The organism is Streptomyces sp. NPDC087859 (assembly GCF_044742595.1).
Lineage (GTDB): Bacteria > Actinomycetota > Actinomycetes > Streptomycetales > Streptomycetaceae > Streptomyces > Streptomyces canus_F.
Genome location: NZ_JBIUUU010000035.1, coordinates 16,741 through 35,651 on the forward strand (window position 1 = coordinate 16,741; position 18,911 = coordinate 35,651).

Here is an 18,911-nt window from a genome sequence, read left to right on the forward strand (position 1 = left end):
CGCGATATTCTGAAGTACGCATATCCGAGCCGATTGATATGGATGACATATGGATCTGCGCCACCTGCGGTACTTCGTGGCGGTGGCCGAGGAGCGGCACTTCGGTCGCGCCGCCGAGCGGCTCCACATGGCCCAGCCACCGCTGTCCCAGCAGATCCGCCAGCTCGAAACCGAGCTCGGCGTCCAGCTGCTGCACCGCACCACACGCCGCGTCGACCTCACCGAGGCCGGCCGGTCCTACCTGGAGCGGGCGCGCGGGATCCTCGCCGACGTCGACGAGGCCGGCCATCACGCACGGCTCGTCGCCGCCGGCTCGGTCGGGCACCTCGCGATCGGGTGCGTGGGCTCGGCGACGTACAGCCTCCTGCCCGCGCTCTCGCGCCGGCTCACGGAGGTGCTCCCCGGTGTCGACTTCTCCTTCCGAGGCGAGATGCTCGCTCCCGACCAGGTCGAAGCGCTGCGCACCGGTGCGATCGACGTCGCGCTGCTACGGCCTCCGGCGGCCGATCTCTCCCTCACCGTGCACACGCTGCGGCGGGACCGGCTCGTCGTCGCCGTACCGGTCGACCACCCGCTCGCCCGCCGGAAACGGCTGCGGGCAGCGGACCTGGCCGGTGCCGATCTGATCGTGCACTCTGCCGACCGCCGGTCGGTGATGTACGACGTGGTGCTGGGCCTGCTGCGCGACGCGGGCGTCGAGCCGCACATCCGCCACGAGGTCGGCGAGACCTCGACCCTGGTGACCCTCGTGGCCGGCGGCCTCGGCGTCGCCGTCGTGCCCGAGCCCGTGACCGCGCTGGCTCTCGACGGCGTCGTCTACCTGCCACTGGCCGGGGCCGACGCACGCGTGGAACTGGCCGTCGCCCACCGCGCGGACCGCTCCGAGCCGCACCTGGCGCGCACCGTGGGGATCATCCGGGCGATGTTCTGAGACGTCCACCGACGCCGGGGTGGGCCCGGTGAGCGCCGGCCTGCGGAGCTGCCGCCGCAACGGGAGTCGCGCACAGCCGGGCCAGTCCTTCGGGGAAGATCGTCCTCACCGGGAAGTCACCGTGGCCGGTGCGCGCAACGGTCTAGTCGGGCAGCTCGAAGAGTCCGTCCGGATCGACACCTGCGGGGTCAGCACGTCGCTGACGGAGCGGCCGGGTCGAGCTGCACGAGCACCATCTTCGATCGGACCCCGGCAGCGGCAGGTTCAGGAGGCTGGGCCGCAGTTCAGTACAGCGGGGTTGATCCTTCCACGCTGCACCTTCGCGTCGTGGGGCTCGGCGAAACCGGCGTTGGTGATGTAGAGCCGGTTTCCGCGTACCGCGACGGAGGTGGGTGAAGCGAGACCGTCCGAGGCGGTCAGGACGGTCTCGGTGGCCCCGTCGGGGTGGACGACCGCGACCTGGTTGAGGCCGTTCTGCGCGGCGAACACCACGTCGGTGCGGTCGTTGAGGAAGTTGAAGTCGTCGACGCTGGTGAGGCCGCTGGTCACGGTGTGGACCCGGCCCGGGGCTCCGGTGGCGGTGACCGGGATGCGCAGCAGGGTGCCCTGCGCACTGTTGGAGACCCAGACGGCGCCTCTGTGGAAGCGGAGCCCGTTCGCGCCGAACGGGACGGACGGGTTGGGCGAGAGGGCCGGGTCGGTCAGCCAGGCGGTCGCCTTTCCGCCGGAGGCCGGGACGGCCCAGACCGTGCCTTTGCTGGCTCGACGAGGAGGAGCGCCGCGCCTGGCTCGGTTTGATGGGCGTCATGCGGCACCTGGAACACGCGCTCGACACGCAACTGTGCGACGAAGGGCTGACACACTTCGAGTACGGGGTGATGGCGGCACTGTCGGAGTCGCCGCAGCGGGAACTGCGCATGAGCGCGCTCGCCGCGTACGCCGAGGGTTCGCTTTCGCGTCCTTCCCAGGTCGTGGCCCGCCTCGAGCGCAAGGGGTCGCCACCGCGTCCGGCCTCGGCATGAGTCCGCCACACGCGCTTCGGCAGCGAACTCCAGCTCACCCTGCCGCTTGAGCGGCGTCGTCATCGCGTCGAACCGGGTCAACGTTCCCGGCAGCGGCGGGCGAGCGATGCGAGGTCACGCCGACCGGCACCCGGAGATCAGCCGTACGGGGTCGCGACGACGGCAGCGCCGCATCAGCTCAGCCACCGCACCAACCAGAGGGGCAGGCCCAGGCGACGACCTACGCAACGATCTTCGCGACGGAATCGCAAGCCTGCTGCGCGATGCGGTCGTCAGTGACGTCGTCCGCCCCGCCCACGCCAATCGCACCGATGACCTCCCCGTCGACCGTCACGATCGGCACGCCGCCGGCGACCGGCAGAAGGTTGGCATCGACCAGGTGGGGAGGCGCCACCTGCATCTGCGGGGACGCGGCGAATGCGGCGAACTTGGCCGTGGGGACACCACTCACGGCCGACGTGTAGGCCTTGCGTCGCGCGGTCTCCACGCCGAGGAGGCCGACGCCGTCGTCGCTGAGAAGCACCTTCGTGACGCCACTTCGGTTGACGACGACAGCACACACTTTGTGTCCGTCGGCCCTTCCTGCTTCGAGAGCGGCAAGTGCGGCGTCGTGCGCGATCTCGTAGCTGAGCGGCTCTCGCATGGAGCGGGTCCTTTCCTCGACGACCGAGCGCCCAGTATGGAGCCGCCCGACGCAAATGTGAAGCGAACCTCGCATTCACATCATGAGTCCGGGGCTCACCGCGCCGGTGCGCCGAGGAGATACAGGCAGGCCACGCCCACGAGCTCGTCGGTGAGCTGACGCCACGTCAGCGGCCGGTCGGACTCGAACAGTTCGCCGTACAACACGCGGTTCTGACAGGACCCATAGATCAAGCGATAGACGACATCCAGACGCAATTCCGGCTCCGGCGCATCGATCACCAGCACGATCGGCTCCAAGAACTGCCGGAAGACACGCTTGGCGTCCATGGCGGCCTCGGACCCGACCCGCGCCACGGCAGCATCGGTGGCACCCGCGGCCAGAAAGACGCGCATCAGACGCTCGTGCGCCTGATACGTCTCGGTGAGCCCGGTGACCGCCGAGGCGACCAGCGCGGCCGGATCCGTGCGCAGCGGAGCGAAGCGGTGAATGATGTCGGCGCGAAACTGGTCGATCATGTCGTGCTGCAGCGCCGCGAGCAGGCGGTCCTTGTCACCGAACCGCCGATAGACGCTGCCCACCGAGACGCCCGCACGAGAAGCGACGGCGGCGACGGTGAGCGCCTCGGTGCCGCCCTCTTCGAGGAGAGCCGTACCCGCCTCCAGGATCCGCTGCTGGGTGAGCCGGCTGCGCGCCTGCTGGGCCGGGGGCAGATCGAGTGTCGGTTCGGTACTCACCGCCCCAGCCTAAAGGCAGCCAGGGGCCATACACCTCGGACATGGGCTGCAACGTGCCCGACCGACCCGCTGCCGAGGCCGCCCTCGGGCCACCCCTCCCGGCCCGAGGGAGCACATGAACGTGGCTCTTGACGCACGGCGCAGCGAAATGCGAATGTGAATTAACAATCCTATTCGAGTCGCACATGGCGGTGCTCTCGCAGGTGCTCTCCCCTGCTCTGCGCGCGCCACTGGCTGTGCGCCCGAGCCGCACGGGAGACAGCAGGATGACCACCACTTCAGAAGTCGACACCGGCACGGCCTACGGTCGTCCGAAGCCCTCGTACAACGCCCGGCTGCGCGAGGTGGGGCCCGGCACACCCATGGGCGAGGCCCTGCGCCGCTACTGGCACCCGATCGCCAGCTCGGAAACGCTGATCGCCGGTGCTCTGCCGCAGAAGACCCGCGTACTGGGCGAGGACCTGGTCGTGTTCCGGGACGGACAGGGCAACCCCGGAGTCGTGATCGAGCGCTGCACCCACCGCGGCGCCAGCCTCTTCTACGGCCGCGTGGAGGACGACGGCATCCGCTGCTGCTACCACGGTTGGAAGTTCGACGTCCAGGGCCACTGCATCGAGCAGGCCTGCGAGCCGGGCCTGGGACGCAGGCGCGACGCCGCCCGTCAGCCGTGGTACCCCGTCGCGGAGCGCTACGGCCTGGTCTTCGTCTACATGGGCCCGCCCGAGCTCAAGCCCGAACTCCCCCGCTACGACGCGCTGGAGAACCCCGCCGAGGACGAGAAGTACTTCGCCAGTTGGCCGGTCCCGCACGCAGCTGTCATCGGCATGCCGACGGACTTCAGCTGGCTCAACATCTACGAGAACTCCGCCGACCCGACGCACGTCACCTGGCTCCACTCCACGCACAGCGGGTACCAGATGCTGGGCACCGGCACCTTCGGCTACCCGGAGAACTTCTTCGACCCGGCCACCATCGCCGAGCGCCTGACGTACGAGCGCACCGACCACGGCGTGAAGTACACCCAGCGGTTCGAGATGGAGGGCGAGGACGGCGAGGTCACCGAGTACGGCTTCGCGGTCGATCAACACCTTCCCAACGTCTTCGGCCTGCCGGACTACGTGAAGCCCACGCCCGACGGGCGGTCGGACCAGCTGCTGTGGGTCGTGCCCTCCGACGACACCAGCCACCGCGTCTTCTTCTCGATCCGCACGAACGACCCCGAGCGCATGGTCCGCTTCGTCATCGGCATCACGCAGGACGGCAAGCAGAACCACGAGCTCACCGACGAGGAGCGCCAGAAGTTCCCGGGCGACACGGAGGCCCAGGGTTCGCAGGGAGCGATCACCCTGGACTCCGAGGAGACCCTGGCCACCGGGGACCGCGGCGTCGTCATGCTGCGTCGCATGCTTCTGACGATGGCCGACGATGTCGAGGCCGGGCGCGACCCGATCAACATCATCCGCGACGCGTCGGAGGTCCACCACGTCGAGACCGGCCTGTTCACCCTCGGCAAGCGCTCTGCGGGCGACGACGCCGAGGCCCAGGCCACCGCCGGAGTCTGAGCAACAACGATGAGCAATGAGTGGTTCGACACCATCGTGGTCGCCCGGCGCGACGCGACTGCCCGGATCGTGGTGCTTGATCTGGTCAGTCCTGACGGCTGCGAACTCCCGGAATTCGCCGCCGGCGCCCATGTCGACGTAGCGGTGGACGATGGCGCCGGGCTGGTCCGCCAGTACTCCCTGTGCGGGCCGCCGCACGACCTCACCCGATACCGGCTGGCCGTGCTGGCCGAGACGGAGTCGCGCGGCGGCTCGCTGGGGATGCACCGGCTCCGCGAGGGCGACCGACTGCGCATCTCCCCTCCGCGCAACAGGTTCGGCGTATCGGACGCGGCACGTCACCATGTGCTGGTGGCCGGCGGGATCGGCGTCACACCCCTGCTGGCTATGGCGCACGCCCTCGAAGCCAGGGGCGCGGACTACGAGTTGCACTACTGCACTCGGAGCCGGGCGGATGCCGCGTTCCTCGACGAGCTGGAGCACAACCCCCGCGTTCGGCTCCACTTCGACGACGGCCCGGACGACCAGCGGTTCGGCATCGCCACCGACATCGGCCGGCCCGACCCCGAGACGGCGATCTACGTCTGTGGTCCCGGGGGCTTCATGGACTTCGTGATCTCCTCCGCACTCGGGGCGGGTTGGCCTGCCGATGCGATCCACAAAGAGCGCTTCACACCGGTGGCGGACGCCGCCGAGCACACGGCCGGCGGGGCGTTCACCGTGCGGCTCGCCAAGTCCGGCGGCGAGTACGAGGTCAAGGACGGCGAGAGCGTCCTCGACGTCCTGCTCGCGGGCGGCGTCGACGCCCCTTACTCGTGCCAGCAGGGGATCTGCGGTGAGTGCATCGTGCGCGTACTCGCCGGAGAACCCGACCACCGCGACGACATCCTGACCGACCGCGAGCGCGCGGACGGCTTGTTCACCACGTGCTCGTCACGAGCACACTCACCGATTCTGGAGCTGGACCTATGACATCCGAGTCCACCGCGAACACCAACGCCGTCGAGGCGATCAAGCAGGCAGAGGCCGCATGGCTCGCCGCTCTCGTCGAGGGCGAGAAAGCGTTGATCCCCCTCATGCTCGAGGACAGCCGCGTCGTCCATAACCCGGTCGGGATGGTCGACGACCGGGAGACCTGGGCCCGTTTCCATGTAGCCCGCCGCCGCTCCGTCGCCGCGAAGGCCACAGAGCTCGAGATCACGGTGCGTGGCAACACCGCGATCACCACGTGTTTTCACGAGATGTCCACCATCCTCGACGAGAGCCTCGCGCCCTTCCCGATGCAGGAGGTAGTGACCAAGGTCTGGGAGGAGACCGCGGAGGGCTGGCGCCTGGCGCACATGGTCATGGGCAGGCGTTTCCCGCCGGTCTGACGTCCCGGAAGACCGACGACACAATCCTCCCGCCGCTGTTCGATGAATGGACAACTGCGTTCAGGGTCTGCCGCCGGTCATGGAGTGTTCGAGTACATGGTTCCTGCGGCGATCGCCATGCATGGTTCATGCGGCGATCGCCGCTGTCGTAGAAGTGAGGCAACACATGTCAGCCACTCAGACCGAGGCACCCGCATCCGGCGCGGTCCGGACCAGTGACCTCGTCATCGCGGGCGAGCACGTCGCGGCCAGGGACGGCCGCTACTTCGAGACGACCGAGGCTCTGACGGGTGAACCGATCGCGCGGGTCGCGGCCGCCTCCGTCGAGGACGTCAACCTCGCGGTGGACGCGGCGGCGGCCGCCCTGCCGGAGTGGTCGGGACTCCCGCCGGCCGCGCGGCGGTCGGTTCTGGAGCGTGCGGCCGTCCTGCTCGGCGAGCGCACCGACGACATCGTCGCCACGATGAGCCGCGAGATGGGTGCCACCCTCCCCTGGTGCGGCTTCAACGTGCATGTCGCGAAAGGCATGTTCGTCGAGGCGGCGGCCCAGGCGTACGCGGCCGTCGGCGAGGTCATCCCGTCGGACGTGCCCGGCCTGACCGCCCTCGGCGTACGTCAGCCGGTCGGCGTCGTCGTCGGCATCGCACCGTGGAACGCGCCGCTGATCCTCGGCGTACGCTCCATCGTGTGGCCGCTGGTGTGGGGCAACACCGTGGTGCTGAAGTCCTCCGAGCAGACACCGCTCACCCAGGCCGCCATCGTCCAGGTGCTGCACGACGCCGGCGTGCCCGCCGGAGCGGTCAACCTCATCAGCAACGCGCCCGAGGACGGTCCGAGCGTCGTCGAGGCGCTGATCGCCCACCGCGCCGTCACACGCGTGAACTTCACCGGATCGAGCCGTGTCGGCCGCATCATCGGCGAACTCGGCGGTCGCCACCTCACCCGTGTCGTGCTGGAACTCGGCGGCAAGGCGCCTTTCCTGGTGCTTCCCGACGCCGATCTGGAGGAGGCCGCCGCGGCGGCCAGCTTCGGCGCCTTCATGAACCAGGGCGAGATCTGTATGTCGACCGAGCGCGTCATCGTCGACAGGACCGTCGCCGACGAGCTCTCCTCCCGGCTTGCCGAGCGTGCCGCCAAGCTCGTCGTCGGACCCCCCAGCGACCCCACCTCCCAGATCGGTCCGCTGGTCCATGCCGCCGCCCGTGACCACGTGGTCGCGCTGATCGAGGACGCCCGTGCCAAGGGCGCACAGGTCCTCACGGGTGGCACGCACGACGGTCTGTTCGTGAAGCCCACGGTGCTGCGTGGTGTCACACCGGACATGCGTATCTACACCGAGGAGACCTTCGGGCCAGTCGTCTCGATCATCGAGGTCGGCTCGACCGACGAGGCCGTCGAGGTGGCCAACGACACCGAGTACGGGCTCTCCGCCGCGGTCTTCGGCAAGGACGCGGCCGCCGCACTCGACGTGGCCCGCCGGATCAGGTCCGGCATCTGCCACATCAACGGCGCCACCGTGCACGACGAACCCCAGATGCCCTTCGGCGGAGTCGGCGCCAGCGGCTGGGGCCGGTTCGGGTCCCGCGCCGCGCTGGAGGAGTTCACCGAGCTGCGCTGGATCACCATCCAGTCCGGATCCCGTCACTACCCCATCTGACCTGCACGACGAGATCGATTGGAGATCGAACCATGTCGCAGGCCGACAACGACCGCCACGAGATCCGGCGGCTCACCGAGAACTGGGCGCTGTGGCGCGACGCCGGAGACTGGGACCGCTTCGCCACGGTCTGGCATCCGCGCGACGGCTGGATGAACGCCACCTGGTTCCAGGGAAGCGCCACCGACTTCATCAAGGCCAGTCGTGAGGGCTTCGAGAACGGCGTCAGCATCCTCCACTTCCTCGGTGGCCACACCGCGGACATCGTCGGTAACCGGGCCGTCGCCCAGACGAAGATGACCATCAACCAGCGCGCGAGCGTCGACGGCGTCGAGGTCGATGTCGTCTGCACCGGACGCTTCTACGACTTCCTCGCCCGCCACGCGGGTCATTGGACCCTCGTACGCCGGCAGCCGATCTACGAGAAGGACCGGCTCGACGTCGTGGATCCCGGCGCCTCGCTGACGTTGGATCCCGAGCTCCTGAACCGGTTCCCGACCGGCTACCGGCACTTGGCATACCTGCAGACCAAGGCGGGTTTCACGGTGAAGGACGGGCTTCCCGGTCTCACCGGCACCGCCGTCGAGCAGCTCTACGGCGAAGGCAAGCAATGGCTGGTGGAGGCCTGATGAAGTTCACCCACCAAACCCTTCCCCAGCGGGTGGTGTTCGCGGCCGGGGACTCACCCGCCGCCGCGGCGGCGGAGGTCGAGGCGCTCGGCAGTTCCAAGGTCATGTTGATCGCGTCGGAACGCGAGAAGGACCTGGCCGACCCGATCGCCAAGGAGATCCCGGTCGTACTGCGTCACGAGGAGGTCGTGATGCACGTACCGGTCGAGGTCGCGGCGCGAGCCCTCCAGGCGGCGGCAGACGCGGGAGCTGACATCCTGGTCAGCGTCGGCGGCGGCTCGACCACGGGCCTGGCCAAAGCGGTGGCGTTGACCACCGGGCTGCCGATCGTCGCGATACCCACCACGTACGCGGGCTCCGAGGCGACCAACGTGTGGGGCCTGACCGAGGGCGAGACCAAGACCACCGGTGTGGACGACAAGGTGCTGCCCGCGTCGGTCGTCTACGACGCCGCCCTGCTGACCACGCTGCCCGGCGAGATGACGGTGGCCAGCGGCCTGAACGCGATGGCGCACTGCGTGGACTCGATGTGGGGGCCGCGTGCCGACCCGATCGACCGGGCGCTGGCGCAGGAGGGCATCCGCGCACTGGCGACCGGCCTACCCGAGGTGGCCGACGACTCGACCAGCGTGGAGGGCATCGAGCAGACGCTGTACGGCGCCTACCTCGCCGCTGTCGCGTTCGCCTCGGCCGGCTCGGGGATGCATCACAAGATCTGCCATGTCCTCGGCGGCATGTTCAACCTCCCGCACGCACAGACCCACGCGGTCGTGCTGCCCTACGTGCTGGCCTTCAACGCCCCCCACGCCCCGGAGGCGGAGGCACGCGTCGCTCAGGCCTTCGGCTCCCGGACGGCGAGCGCCGGCCTGGCCGCCCTGCGCGAGGTGCTGGACGCGCCGAGGGCGTTGCGCGCCTACGGCATGCCCCAGGACGGCATCGCCAAGGCGCTGGGGCCGGTCATGAAGGCGATCCCGGCCAACAACCCCACCCCCGTCACCTTTGCGAACCTGACCCTGCTGCTGGAGGCGGCGTGGGCCGGCGACCCGATCAACTGAAGGAAGAGGCCGTCATGGCTACCTACGTCAACCCCGGTTCGGCCCAGACCGGCACTCACGACGCGATCTACCGCGAGGTTTCCCTGGAGCAGCAGGCGGTCGAGCAGCAGCTCGTCGACAACGTCGTGGCCTCCTTCGACCTCTGCGCGGACCCACGGCTGCAGGAACTCATGACCTCCCTGGTCAAACACCTGCACTCCTTCATCCGCGAGGTCCGGCTGACCGAGGAGGAGTGGGGGACGGCGATCGGCTTCCTCACCAAGGCCGGGCACATCACCGACGAGGTCCGGCAGGAGTTCATCCTGCTGTCCGACACCCTCGGCGCGAGCATGCAGACGATCAACGTCAACAACCAGGCCTACAAGGGTGCCACCGAGGCGACCGTCTTCGGGCCGTTCTTCGTCGAGGACTCCCCCGCGATCGAACTCGGCGGTGACCTCGCCTTCGGTGCCCCCGGCGAGCCCTGCTGGGTCGAGGGCACCGTCACCGACACCGACGGCACCCCGCTCGCCGGCGCACTGATCGAGGTCTGGGAAGCCGACGAGGACGGGCTGTACGACGTGCAGTACGAGGCCGGAAAGCGCGCCGGCCGGGCGCACCTCTTCTCCGCGGCCGACGGCAGTTACCGCTTCTGGGGCCTCACCCCGACGCCGTACCCCATCCCGAACGACGGACCCGTCGGCAAGATGCTCGACGCGGTCGGCCGCTCACCGCTGCGCGCCGCCCACCTGCACTTCATGGTGTCCCACGAAGGGGGGCGCACGCTGGTGACGCACATCTTCCCCGAGGGCGACCCGATCGGCCGCAAGGACACCGTCTTCGGTGTGAAGGACTCACTGATCAAACGGTTCGAGCGGCAGCCCGCCGGCACACCCACACCCGACGGCCGCGTCGTCGACGGCACCTGGAGCCGGGTGCGCTTCGACATCGTCCTCGCCCCTACAGGCGTATGACACATCGTCCTCGCCCCTACGGGCATACGGCAGGTCCTGCCTCCCCGACCGGGGAGGCAGGACCTGCCGCCTTTTCACACTGACGACCGGCGCTTCGCGTCGCCCGAGGCCAGCAGGCCGTCCACCACCAGTCTCGCCAGGGCCTCCGCCCTGGCGAGACGTTCCGCCTGAGACAGGTGCCCGGGGCGGCCCAGGCGCCGGGCGAAAGGCTCCTGCACCAGTCCGGCCACGGGAGTGATGACGGCGAAGAACAGGACGTCCATCGGGACCCGCGCCATGCGCCCGGACGCCATCAGCCTCTCGATGCTGGGCACGACGAGGGCCAGCGTCGGCTCGATCGAACTCACCAACGGACAGTAGCCCTCCAGGGCCGCTCGCCAACGGCGGACGTTGTGGACGACGGGGTCGTCCACAACGTCCGCTTGGGCGCTTCGCGGAAAGGCGCACCGCGTCGCGGAGACGAGGCCGGTGGCGGGCCCGGCTCCATGTGGTCAGGCCGGCAGCAACTCCGCGAACTCTCGCACCCCGAGATGGCGAGGCCCGATGGTGAACTCGGCCCTCCCCGGCTCACTTCGGTAGGTCGAGTCCTCGCCGGCGCCCCTCCCGTTCACGAACCGGGGCCCAACGCCGAGTTCGTCAGTCCACCAACGCATCCCGGCAGTGAGTTCCGGGACCGCGTACGCGACCTGGATGATGGCATCGGTCGGCTGGCCGAAGGGAAACTCCGTGCTGGTCGCCCTCGCTCGGGTCTGGTGGCGCGGGTAGTGATCGACGGCGGCCGTCTCGCCCGTGCGACTGCCAGGCCCAGCCCCCTACTGCCGCCGGTGGCGAGGCAGGTCTTCCCGGGGAAACGCTGACGCCGGTCCTCGACGACCAGGTCGTGGCTTCCGGCGTCAGTCGTGTCCTTCATGGCCTTCCTTCGTGGGGGTCAGAAGTGGCGGCTCACGCGTCGATCTCGATGCCGCCGAACGGAGCTCCGCCGTTCAGGACACGCTCCTCCGGCGGAATGGGCGCGAGGCTCACGCATACGTCGATGCACGTCGGTCGGCGTGCCGCGAGGGCGGCCTCGATCGCCGGTCGGAGCTGGTCGAGTTCCGTGACGTCGACTCCGTCCGCACCAAGAGCTCGTGCCACCCCGCTGTAGGAGCCGTTCTCCAGGCGGTTGTTGGTGACACGGTCCTGTCCGTAGAAGAACTGCTGGGTGTGCAGTGTGGCGCCCCATGCCTGGTTGTTGAGGACGATCACGACGACCGGGAGTCCCGCCCGGACGAGGGAGTCGAACTCGGCCAGGCTGTAGCCGACAGCACCGTCACCGGTGACCAGGATCGCCGCCTTGTCCGGGGCGGCGTACTGCGCTCCCAGGGCCACGCCGAGGTTGCTCCCCATCGAGCTGAGATAGCCGTGCCCGAGGTAGTGGGCCAGCGGCGCGAGCGCGATCGTCTCGGAGAGCCACAGCTCGGTCAGGGCGCCGTCGACGAGCACGGTGGCCTGGTCGGGGACGCTCTCGGCGATCGTGCGGACCGCGAGGTAGGGGTGGATCGCGTCGTCCTCGTGCTCCTCGGTCTCGGCGGCGAGTGCCGAGCGCCGGGTGGCCGAGACGTCCCGCAGGGTCGCCAGCCAGTCACCGCGCCCGGGGGGCACGGGGCTGTCACCCAAGCGCTCGTTCAGCAGGCCGAGCGTGCCGATCGGATCGGCCTGGATGCCGAGTTCCACATCCTGCAGACGGCCCAGTTCACGACCGTCGGGGTCGATCTGGAAGATCCGCGCGCTTTTCGGGAGCAGGCGGCCGGTGCCGAACTGTGTCGTCATCCCGAAGCGCAGCCCGAGCAGAAGGACCAGGTCGGGCCGCTCGTCCTCGGGGACGGTGGCCAGGGTCTGGACGAGACCGACGTGCTGCTCGGAGCCGACGATCGCGCCGAGCCCCTCCCAGTCGGAGAAGAGGGGCACTCCGGTACGGGCGGCGAACTCGTGCAGCTGCGCGCGTGCCTCGGCGGTGACGAAGGACTTGCCGACCAGCGCGATCGGCCGCTGGGCGGCGCCGATCGCCTCGATGATCCGGTCGACACCGCCGGCGGGGGCGATGCCGGTGCCGTCGATCTCGACGCGGTAGTCCTCGAACTCGTCGACGTCGACCGTCTGACGCAGGACGTCCCAGGGGATGTCGAGGAGCACCGGGCCCTTGGGCTCCGACTGCGCGATGCGGATCGCCTGGGCGACCAGGCGGGGGATCAGCTCGGTACGGGTGACGCGGTGCGCGAACTTGGTCACCGGGGCGGCCATGGCTACCTGGTTGAATCCGGCCTGCTGGTCGTTGACCTCATCCGTCTCGAGCGGACCGGAGCCTGCGATGTAGAGCACGGGGGTCCGGTCCAGATACGCGTTGGCGATCGAGGTCAGCACGTTGGTGAAACCGCCCCCGGCCGTGACGACGGCGACCCCCAGGTCCCCGGTGACCCGTGCATAGCCCTCGGCCGCGTGACCGGCGTTCATCTCGTGGCGCACGTCGACGACCCGGAGCTTGGCGTCCTTGGCCTCCTGGAGAACGGGGTCGATGTGTGCTCCGGGCAGGCCGAAGGCGACGTTGACTCCGGCTCGCTGCAAAGTTCGCACGACGAGCCCACTACCGGTTGCGGGTGCCATTCGATGATCCGCCCTTCTGGATGTACTCAGGGATTCAACAAGAGTCGGTGGAGACAGGGCCACGCCACGGGCCGTCCGTAGCGGAGTCTCGGATGCGGCCCGGGGGACGACAATGGCCGTGTTCGTTGGATGGTCAACGCCCTGTTCGACAGGGGAAGGTCAAGACCCGTCGACCGTGCCCGCCGGGGCGGAGCGTCGGGGCTGATTCACACCGAGGCCGAGATGGCGACCTCGGGGTCGTACTCGTAGATCCAGCCGTTCGCCCTGAGTGGGTCGGCCTGCGAGTACGCCAGGTCGCGGGCCTGCTGTTCAGGGCCGTCCGGAAGATGGTTGACGTGGGACCTCCCGTGCGACACCTCCTGCAGGCGTGCCGTGCGGCGTCGACGGAGCTCTTCGTAGCGCCCCAGCGCCGCGAACGGGTTGTCCGGGTCCTCCGCGAGGCACAGGGCCAGGACGGCGCCGTCCTCGATCGCCTGGGCAGCGCCCTGGGCGAAGAAGGGGAACATCGGATGGGCCGCGTCACCCAGCAGGGTCGCGTTGCCGCGGTTCCAGTGGTCGAGGGGCTCACGATCGAGCAACGCCCAGCGTCCCGGCGTGTCGGCCGACCTGATCAGTTCCACCAGACGCGGATCCCAGCCGTCGAACTCGTCGAGCAGTTCCCCGACCGTCGCGGTGGCCGTCCACGACTCAACACTGTTGCCACCCGCCGGTGCGAAGGCGACGAGGTTGACGTACTCCCCTCCGGAGACCGGGTAGTGCACGAGGTGGTGGTCGGGGCCGATCCAGAGGGTCTGGGCGTGCCGCCTGGCGAATTCGGGTGCCTTGTGCGCCGGTACGAGGGCCCGGAAGGCGCAGATGCCCGACTCCCTGGCCTGAGTCGGCCCGACGATGGCGCCACGCACGCGTGAGTGGACTCCGTCGGCACCGATGAGGATGTCCGGGCGAACCGTCTCGCCGTCCTCGAACCGCAGAACCGCCTGGTCGCCTTCGAACTCGACAGAGACGCAGCGCCTGCCGAGATGGAGCGAGTGCTCGGGGACAGCCGACCTCAGGGCGGCCAGCAGGTCGGCGCGGTGGGCGGCGTAGGTGTGCTCGCCGTACAGGCGTTTGCACCCCTCCCGAAGGTTCTCCGCGGAGAGGACGGCGCCGTTCTCCCAGCGTCGGAACTCCCAGCCGATCTCCATCTGTACCGCGCGCTCGATGAACCGGTCCAGCACGCCAAGACGCCGGAGCAGGCGGGCGGCGTTGGGGGCGATCACCAGGCCGGCACCGACCTCAGTCAGGGCTGCGGCCTGCTCGTAGACGTCGCTGTGGAAGCCCTTGTCGCGGAGGAAGGCCGCGGCAGCGAGGCCTCCGATGCCACCGCCGAGGATCGCGATCCTGGGGCCTGCTTCCGTACTCATCATGCTCTTTCACTCCCGTGGGCCTCTGGCGAGGTGGTAACTGGCTGCCTGCAAGAGTTCGGCAGAATGCGCGCTGAAAGAACAGCCTGGTCCATCCAACGAACATTGAAGCTAGAGTGACCGGGGCCACATGATGAAGGAGGGGCCCATGCCTCGTGCGAACGAACCAGGACGCACCGTCAGCTCCCGGCTCTGGGATCTGCTGTTCGCCTTTGACCCCGACAACACCGAGCTGACCCTCGCCGACCTGGTCCGACGCACCGGCATGCCGCACGCCACGGCCAGGCGCCTCACGCTCGAACTCGTGGCGGCCGGCGCACTGGAACGCACCAGCGACAACCGCTTCGCGATCGGCCTGCCGCTGTGGCGCCTCGGGACCCTCGCCCCGCGCGCCGAGACGCTCCGCAGCGCCGCGCAGCCGTTCGTGGAGGACCTGTACACGGCTCTTCGCCAGCATGTGCAGCTGGCTGTCCTCCAGGGCGACCAGGCCGTGATCATCGAGCGGCTGTCGGCGGTCAACGCCGTAGGACTGACCTCGCAGGTCGGCGGCCTTCTACCCCTGCACTGCTCAGGTGTCGGCAAGGTGCTGCTGAGCCACAGCAGTCCGGCCTTCATCGACGAGGTGCTGGCGGGAAGGCTGCAACGCTTCACTCCCAAGACGATCGTGGACCCAGCCGAACTCCGTCGCGAACTCGCGTCCTGCCGCTCCACCGGAACGGTGGTCGTCAAGGAAGAGCTGAGCGAAGGGGCCGAGTCGGTCGCGACGCGCATCGTCGACGGACGCGGCAAAGTCGTCGCGGCCCTCTCCGTCGTGGTGGCCGCGGGCTCGATCAAACTGCAAGCGGCCGTTCCCTCGCTGGTCACGAGCGGACTCGGATTGTCCAGGAGTCTCGGCTGGAGGCCGGGCATCCCCATTCGCCCCTCGTGACCTCTCGCAGGGCGAGGAAACCGGCTCCTCCTACCGGCGGCTGCCGCCGGGAGAGCTGCAGGTGACCGAGACGCCATCCGTCACGCTGTTCCTCGTCGCCGTGCGTGATCGCGACGAGCCACGCGGCCTCGGCCTGGGCCTCGGCGACCGTGGCCGGTATCCGGACGTGGTTCCTGCTCGTCTCCGGGTGTGTCGTGGTCATCGTTCGACTCCTGCCCGAGTGTGTCTGTCGATCGTTGTCTCCTGTACACCGCGGCCCGCCGCAACTGCTCTCCTGAGAGGAGGCGGAGTCGCGGCGGGCGTTGCCGGCCGTGTCCCGGCGCCGGTGTTCGTCGGGCGGTCAGTCGTCGAGGGTGTGCGGGTCGTCGTCGAGATGAGCCTGGTCGACCCCGCCGCGCGCGCCGATGAGAACGAGTGCCGCCGCCACCAGAGCAGCCACGCCACCGAGCACGTAGGCGAGGGAGTAACTGCTGCTGAGGGCGTCGAAAGCGACGTCCTTGAGCGGGTTGAAGGGCACTACCTGGCCGTCCGGCGTTGTAATGGTGGCCGGCACCGAGTTGGCGCCGAGCGGGCCCGATTCCACGGCGTGCACCGCCGCCTCGAGCTGTGCTCTCTGATCCGCGGGAGCATGGGCCGCGGAGGCCTGGAAGGCCTCGTAGGCGCTCCTCAGTTGAGGATCGCCCGCCAGCTTGCGGGCGATCTCATCAGCGGCTCGGCTCAGCGCGACAGCGCCGGCGATCGCGGGACCGAGGGCGAACCCGAGGTCCCGGAAAGTGCTCGTGACACCGCTCGCCATACCGGCGAGGTTGTTGGGCAACGTGTTGACCGCGACTGCGGTGATGGAGGCGAAGGCGAGTGCCGAGCCGACGCCGGCGAGAATCAGCGGTCCGACGATGGCGGTCAGAGCCCGACTGCTCGTGGGAACGCCGGCGAACCACAGCCCGCTGATGCCGATGAGGGTCAGGGCCGTGCAGAGAATCCACCGGGGGTTGTAGCGCTCGAGCAGCTTGGAGGTGAGAGGCAGCAGTACGAAGCCGATGCCTCCGAAGAAGAGGTAGGCGACGGAGCTCTGCAGGGGGCTGAATCCCTGGATGATGGTGAGGCGGATACTGGTGCCGTACATGATCACGAGGAACGCGAACATACCGATCAGGGTGACCACCGAGTTCATGGCGAAGGCCCGGTTCCTGAACACGCTTAGGAGAAGGAGCGGCTCGGCCGCACGGTTCTCCGCGAAGACGAACAGCGCGAGGAAGACGGCCGCGACGAGGAACGCGATGATGATCTGCGGTTCCCCCCAGCCGCTCTCGGAGCCCTGGATCACGGCGTACATCAGGGCGAACAGGCCGAGCGCGGCAGTGATCTGACCGGGCCAGTCGACGGATCGGCCCTCGGGCGAAGAGGAGTTCTGGGCGAGGGCCAGGGAGAGGACCAGGCTCACGGCGGCGATGACGAGGACACCGACGAACGCCCAGCGCCAGTTCGCGTTACCGGCCCAGCCGAGTTCGATCTTGGCGGAGAGCCCTGCCAGCAGCGGTCCAAGGAAGCCGCCGACCGAGAGCGCGGTGGCCCAGATAGCCACGCCACGCGCGCGGGTGGCGGTGGTGTGCGTGCCGGCCGCCACCATGGCGAGGCTCGTCGGGAAGATGGCCGCGGCCCCGATACCGTTGAGGACCTGGGCAAGGATCAGCATCGTCACGCGAGTGTCGGTCGAGGATCCCGCACCGGGCACCAGGACCGCGAGAGCCGAGCCGACGACGATGAGCGCGGCGCCCCCGATGAGCAGGCGCTTACGGCCGAACAGGTCACCGAACACGCCGAAGCCCAGTCCCAGCGCGGCGACGGGAAGCATGAAGGCCTCGGTGATCCAGGTCAGTTGGGCCGAAGACGGGGCGAGATCCTGCTGGACGAGCCCGTTGATGAGCGAGGGGACGGAAAGAGCTATCTGGGCGAGGCACACGGCGAGAACCACCGCGGCCAGAGTGCGCGGGGCCAGGGTGTATCTGCCGCCTTCTCCCTCTGCCGCTTTGGGTGACTCGGTCTGAACCATGGACGACTCCTTGGCGCAAAGCGCTGCTGTGGGAACCGGCGTCCGCTGCCGGACCCTGCTGTGGGTGCTTTTGTCGCGGTCATCCCGGCAACACCGCTGCCGTGCCGCCCCTGGGCCTTGCGGAGCGCCTCCGCGCCGCTGCCCTTCCACCGGACCTGATTCAGGACGCTCGGCGCGCTGGCCGACCGGCTGAGCAGCGTCAAGGTAGGAATGACCCCCGTCACGCTCAACGGTCATGTTCATTAGACGGACAAGCCGCCGCCGATCCGCGGGCTCGAAGCGCACCATCCCTGGAGGACGGCCTTGTCGCGGCCGCCCGGAGGCACCGGAAGGAGCAGTGACTCATGGCTGGGAGGCTGACGGGCAGGACCGCCGTCGTGACCGGGGGCAGTACGGGCATCGGGCAGGAGACCGCCCGCAGGCTCGCGGCGGAGGGAGCGGACATCGCGGTCGCGGACATCGATCCGGCCGACGAGACGCGCGACCTCGTCGCCGAAACCGGTCGGCGATTCTTCAGCGACAAGGTCGACGTCTCGGACGAGGACGCGATCCACGGGTTCGCCGCCCGGGTCCGACGTGAGTTCGGCGCCGTCGACATCCTGGTGAACAACGCGGCAGTCGTTCTGCTGGCCGATTTCGACCACGTGACCTTCGACGAATGGCGTCGCACCTTCGCCGTCAACGTGGACGGCCCCTTCCTGGCCTCCAGGGCGTTCCTGCCGGATCTGAAGGAGTCCGGGGCGGGACGGATCATCAACATCACGTCCGCGAGCTACTGGACTCCGCCGCCTCCCTTCGTCTCGTATGTCTCCGCCAAGGGCGCGCTGAACGGATTCACCTCTGTCCTGGCCGCCAACCTCGCCGCGCACGACATCACCGTCAACGGCGTCGCGGCAAGCCTGGTCCGGACGGCCACGGCCGCGGAGAAGACGAGCGAGGTCTTCTTCGAGCAGACCGTGCGGAGGCAGAACATCAAGCGTGTGCAGTTGCCGGCCGACGTCTCGGGCGTCGTGGCGTTTCTCGCCTCCGACGACGCGGCGTTCATCACGGGGCAGATCGTCGTCGCGGACGGCGGAGGCACGCGCCGCTGAGGCGCTCCCTCACCGGATCCGCACGGTGGAGCGGCGGGACCACTCGATTGTGAGTTGTTCGCGGCCGGCTCGACTGCAGGGGACACCGACCGAGGTGGCTCCCGAGCAGCAGACGGGATGACGAACCGCATGGCGTCCTCCGCGCCGAGTCCGGAGGACGCGATCGTGTGCAGGAAGGTGGTCTCCTGGTCCACACCGGCCGCGGCCTCCGACGCCGGCGCCAGGAGTGCGCCGAAC

Annotated in this window: 18 protein-coding genes; 11 read left to right on the top strand and 7 right to left on the bottom strand. The window is 69.1% G+C overall.

The genetic code is table 11. The features are described 5' to 3' along the window. Window positions 1-49: 49 nt before the first annotated feature. Window positions 50-931, top strand: a complete 882-nt coding sequence (locus ACIOHP_RS48290; RefSeq protein ID WP_401897989.1) for a LysR substrate-binding domain-containing protein — start codon at window positions 50-52, stop codon at window positions 929-931. A gap of 264 nt (window positions 932-1,195) precedes the next feature. Here the strand turns inward: ACIOHP_RS48290 and ACIOHP_RS48295 are convergent, their stop codons facing one another. Beyond that, complete coding sequence (locus tag ACIOHP_RS48295) at window positions 1,196-1,480, bottom strand: hypothetical protein (protein ID WP_401897991.1); 285 nt, start codon at window positions 1,478-1,480, stop codon at window positions 1,196-1,198. A gap of 257 nt (window positions 1,481-1,737) precedes the next feature. Here ACIOHP_RS48295 and ACIOHP_RS48300 point away from each other — a divergent pair, with 257 nt between their 5' ends. Next, window positions 1,738-1,953 carry a hypothetical protein gene (locus tag ACIOHP_RS48300; protein WP_401897994.1) on the top strand — a complete coding sequence of 72 codons (216 nt, stop codon included), beginning with the start codon at window positions 1,738-1,740 and terminating at the stop codon, window positions 1,951-1,953. Between the two features lie 220 nt (window positions 1,954-2,173). On the opposite strand, the gene ACIOHP_RS48305 is transcribed toward ACIOHP_RS48300, so the two are convergent. Both ACIOHP_RS48305 and ACIOHP_RS48310 read right to left on the bottom strand, forming a co-directional pair. Further along, window positions 2,174-2,596, bottom strand: coding sequence for a heme-binding protein (locus ACIOHP_RS48305; RefSeq protein WP_401897996.1), 423 nt, complete (start codon window positions 2,594-2,596; stop codon window positions 2,174-2,176). A 95-nt stretch (window positions 2,597-2,691) separates the two neighbouring features. Further along, window positions 2,692-3,333 carry a TetR/AcrR family transcriptional regulator gene (locus ACIOHP_RS48310; protein WP_401897997.1) on the bottom strand — a complete coding sequence of 214 codons (642 nt, stop codon included), beginning with the start codon at window positions 3,331-3,333 and terminating at the stop codon, window positions 2,692-2,694. 266 nt (window positions 3,334-3,599) lie between these two features. Here ACIOHP_RS48310 and ACIOHP_RS48315 point away from each other — a divergent pair, with 266 nt between their 5' ends. The 7 genes from ACIOHP_RS48315 to ACIOHP_RS48345 all read left to right on the top strand — a co-directional run bounded on the left by ACIOHP_RS48315 (window position 3,600) and on the right by ACIOHP_RS48345 (window position 10,562). Beyond that, entirely contained in the window at window positions 3,600-4,895 is a 1,296-nt protein-coding gene (locus tag ACIOHP_RS48315; RefSeq protein WP_093788804.1) for a Rieske 2Fe-2S domain-containing protein, read from the top strand. 9 nt (window positions 4,896-4,904) lie between these two features. Next, a complete protein-coding gene (locus ACIOHP_RS48320) occupies window positions 4,905-5,867 on the top strand; it encodes a PDR/VanB family oxidoreductase (RefSeq protein WP_401897999.1) in 963 nt (320 codons plus the stop codon). Next, window positions 5,864-6,268 carry a nuclear transport factor 2 family protein gene (locus ACIOHP_RS48325; protein ID WP_361919399.1) on the top strand — a complete coding sequence of 135 codons (405 nt, stop codon included), beginning with the start codon at window positions 5,864-5,866 and terminating at the stop codon, window positions 6,266-6,268. The genes ACIOHP_RS48320 and ACIOHP_RS48325 overlap by 4 nt, the downstream gene beginning before the upstream one ends. A gap of 166 nt (window positions 6,269-6,434) precedes the next feature. Next, window positions 6,435-7,925 carry an aldehyde dehydrogenase gene (locus tag ACIOHP_RS48330; protein ID WP_401898001.1) on the top strand — a complete coding sequence of 497 codons (1,491 nt, stop codon included), beginning with the start codon at window positions 6,435-6,437 and terminating at the stop codon, window positions 7,923-7,925. Window positions 7,926-7,957: 32 nt separating this feature from the next. Further along, window positions 7,958-8,554, top strand: a complete 597-nt coding sequence (locus ACIOHP_RS48335; RefSeq protein WP_401898003.1) for a nuclear transport factor 2 family protein — start codon at window positions 7,958-7,960, stop codon at window positions 8,552-8,554. Beyond that, window positions 8,554-9,609 carry a maleylacetate reductase gene (locus ACIOHP_RS48340; RefSeq protein ID WP_401898005.1) on the top strand — a complete coding sequence of 352 codons (1,056 nt, stop codon included), beginning with the start codon at window positions 8,554-8,556 and terminating at the stop codon, window positions 9,607-9,609. Before ACIOHP_RS48335 ends, ACIOHP_RS48340 begins: the two co-directional genes overlap by 1 nt. A gap of 14 nt (window positions 9,610-9,623) precedes the next feature. After that, a complete protein-coding gene (locus tag ACIOHP_RS48345; protein ID WP_401898008.1) occupies window positions 9,624-10,562 on the top strand; it encodes a dioxygenase in 939 nt (312 codons plus the stop codon). Between the two features lie 74 nt (window positions 10,563-10,636). Here ACIOHP_RS48345 and ACIOHP_RS48350 read toward each other — a convergent pair whose 3' ends face one another. From ACIOHP_RS48350 to ACIOHP_RS48360, 3 genes are all read right to left on the bottom strand, one after another. After that, window positions 10,637-10,909, bottom strand: coding sequence for a hypothetical protein (locus tag ACIOHP_RS48350; protein WP_401898010.1), 273 nt, complete (start codon window positions 10,907-10,909; stop codon window positions 10,637-10,639). A 595-nt stretch (window positions 10,910-11,504) separates the two neighbouring features. After that, window positions 11,505-13,202 carry a thiamine pyrophosphate-binding protein gene (locus tag ACIOHP_RS48355; protein WP_401898013.1) on the bottom strand — a complete coding sequence of 566 codons (1,698 nt, stop codon included), beginning with the start codon at window positions 13,200-13,202 and terminating at the stop codon, window positions 11,505-11,507. A 206-nt stretch (window positions 13,203-13,408) separates the two neighbouring features. Continuing rightward, window positions 13,409-14,608, bottom strand: a complete 1,200-nt coding sequence (locus ACIOHP_RS48360) for an FAD-dependent monooxygenase (protein WP_401898015.1) — start codon at window positions 14,606-14,608, stop codon at window positions 13,409-13,411. A gap of 145 nt (window positions 14,609-14,753) precedes the next feature. Between ACIOHP_RS48360 and ACIOHP_RS48365 the strand changes: the two genes are divergently transcribed. Further along, on the top strand, window positions 14,754-15,533 hold the full coding sequence (locus tag ACIOHP_RS48365) for an IclR family transcriptional regulator (protein ID WP_401898018.1): 780 nt from the start codon (window positions 14,754-14,756) through the stop codon (window positions 15,531-15,533). 340 nt (window positions 15,534-15,873) lie between these two features. On the opposite strand, the gene ACIOHP_RS48370 is transcribed toward ACIOHP_RS48365, so the two are convergent. Then, on the bottom strand, window positions 15,874-17,583 hold the full coding sequence (locus tag ACIOHP_RS48370; protein WP_401898021.1) for an MFS transporter: 1,710 nt from the start codon (window positions 17,581-17,583) through the stop codon (window positions 15,874-15,876). A gap of 344 nt (window positions 17,584-17,927) precedes the next feature. On the opposite strand from ACIOHP_RS48370, the gene ACIOHP_RS48375 reads away from it, so the two are divergent. Beyond that, a complete protein-coding gene (locus tag ACIOHP_RS48375; RefSeq protein WP_401898023.1) occupies window positions 17,928-18,674 on the top strand; it encodes an SDR family NAD(P)-dependent oxidoreductase in 747 nt (248 codons plus the stop codon). The last annotated feature ends 237 nt before the right edge of the window (window positions 18,675-18,911 follow it).

What these genes read in the sequence shown, in the direction of transcription:
- ACIOHP_RS48320 (WP_401897999.1), top strand. Translation starts at nt 4,905, where the DNA reads ATGAGCAATGAGTGGTTCGACACCATCGTGGTCGCCCGGCGCGACGCG.
- ACIOHP_RS48345 (WP_401898008.1), top strand. Translation starts at nt 9,624, where the DNA reads ATGGCTACCTACGTCAACCCCGGTTCGGCCCAGACCGGCACTCACGAC.
- ACIOHP_RS48290 (WP_401897989.1), top strand. Translation starts at nt 50, where the DNA reads ATGGATCTGCGCCACCTGCGGTACTTCGTGGCGGTGGCCGAGGAGCGG.
- ACIOHP_RS48335 (WP_401898003.1), top strand. Translation starts at nt 7,958, where the DNA reads ATGTCGCAGGCCGACAACGACCGCCACGAGATCCGGCGGCTCACCGAG.
- ACIOHP_RS48330 (WP_401898001.1), top strand. Translation starts at nt 6,435, where the DNA reads ATGTCAGCCACTCAGACCGAGGCACCCGCATCCGGCGCGGTCCGGACC.
- ACIOHP_RS48305 (WP_401897996.1), bottom strand. Translation starts at nt 2,596, where the DNA reads ATGCGAGAGCCGCTCAGCTACGAGATCGCGCACGACGCCGCACTTGCC.
- ACIOHP_RS48370 (WP_401898021.1), bottom strand. Translation starts at nt 17,583, where the DNA reads ATGGTTCAGACCGAGTCACCCAAAGCGGCAGAGGGAGAAGGCGGCAGA.
- ACIOHP_RS48300 (WP_401897994.1), top strand. Translation starts at nt 1,738, where the DNA reads ATGCGGCACCTGGAACACGCGCTCGACACGCAACTGTGCGACGAAGGG.
- ACIOHP_RS48325 (WP_361919399.1), top strand. Translation starts at nt 5,864, where the DNA reads ATGACATCCGAGTCCACCGCGAACACCAACGCCGTCGAGGCGATCAAG.
- ACIOHP_RS48365 (WP_401898018.1), top strand. Translation starts at nt 14,754, where the DNA reads ATGCCTCGTGCGAACGAACCAGGACGCACCGTCAGCTCCCGGCTCTGG.
- ACIOHP_RS48315 (WP_093788804.1), top strand. Translation starts at nt 3,600, where the DNA reads ATGACCACCACTTCAGAAGTCGACACCGGCACGGCCTACGGTCGTCCG.
- ACIOHP_RS48355 (WP_401898013.1), bottom strand. Translation starts at nt 13,202, where the DNA reads ATGGCACCCGCAACCGGTAGTGGGCTCGTCGTGCGAACTTTGCAGCGA.
- ACIOHP_RS48340 (WP_401898005.1), top strand. Translation starts at nt 8,554, where the DNA reads ATGAAGTTCACCCACCAAACCCTTCCCCAGCGGGTGGTGTTCGCGGCC.
- ACIOHP_RS48375 (WP_401898023.1), top strand. Translation starts at nt 17,928, where the DNA reads ATGGCTGGGAGGCTGACGGGCAGGACCGCCGTCGTGACCGGGGGCAGT.
- ACIOHP_RS48360 (WP_401898015.1), bottom strand. Translation starts at nt 14,608, where the DNA reads ATGATGAGTACGGAAGCAGGCCCCAGGATCGCGATCCTCGGCGGTGGC.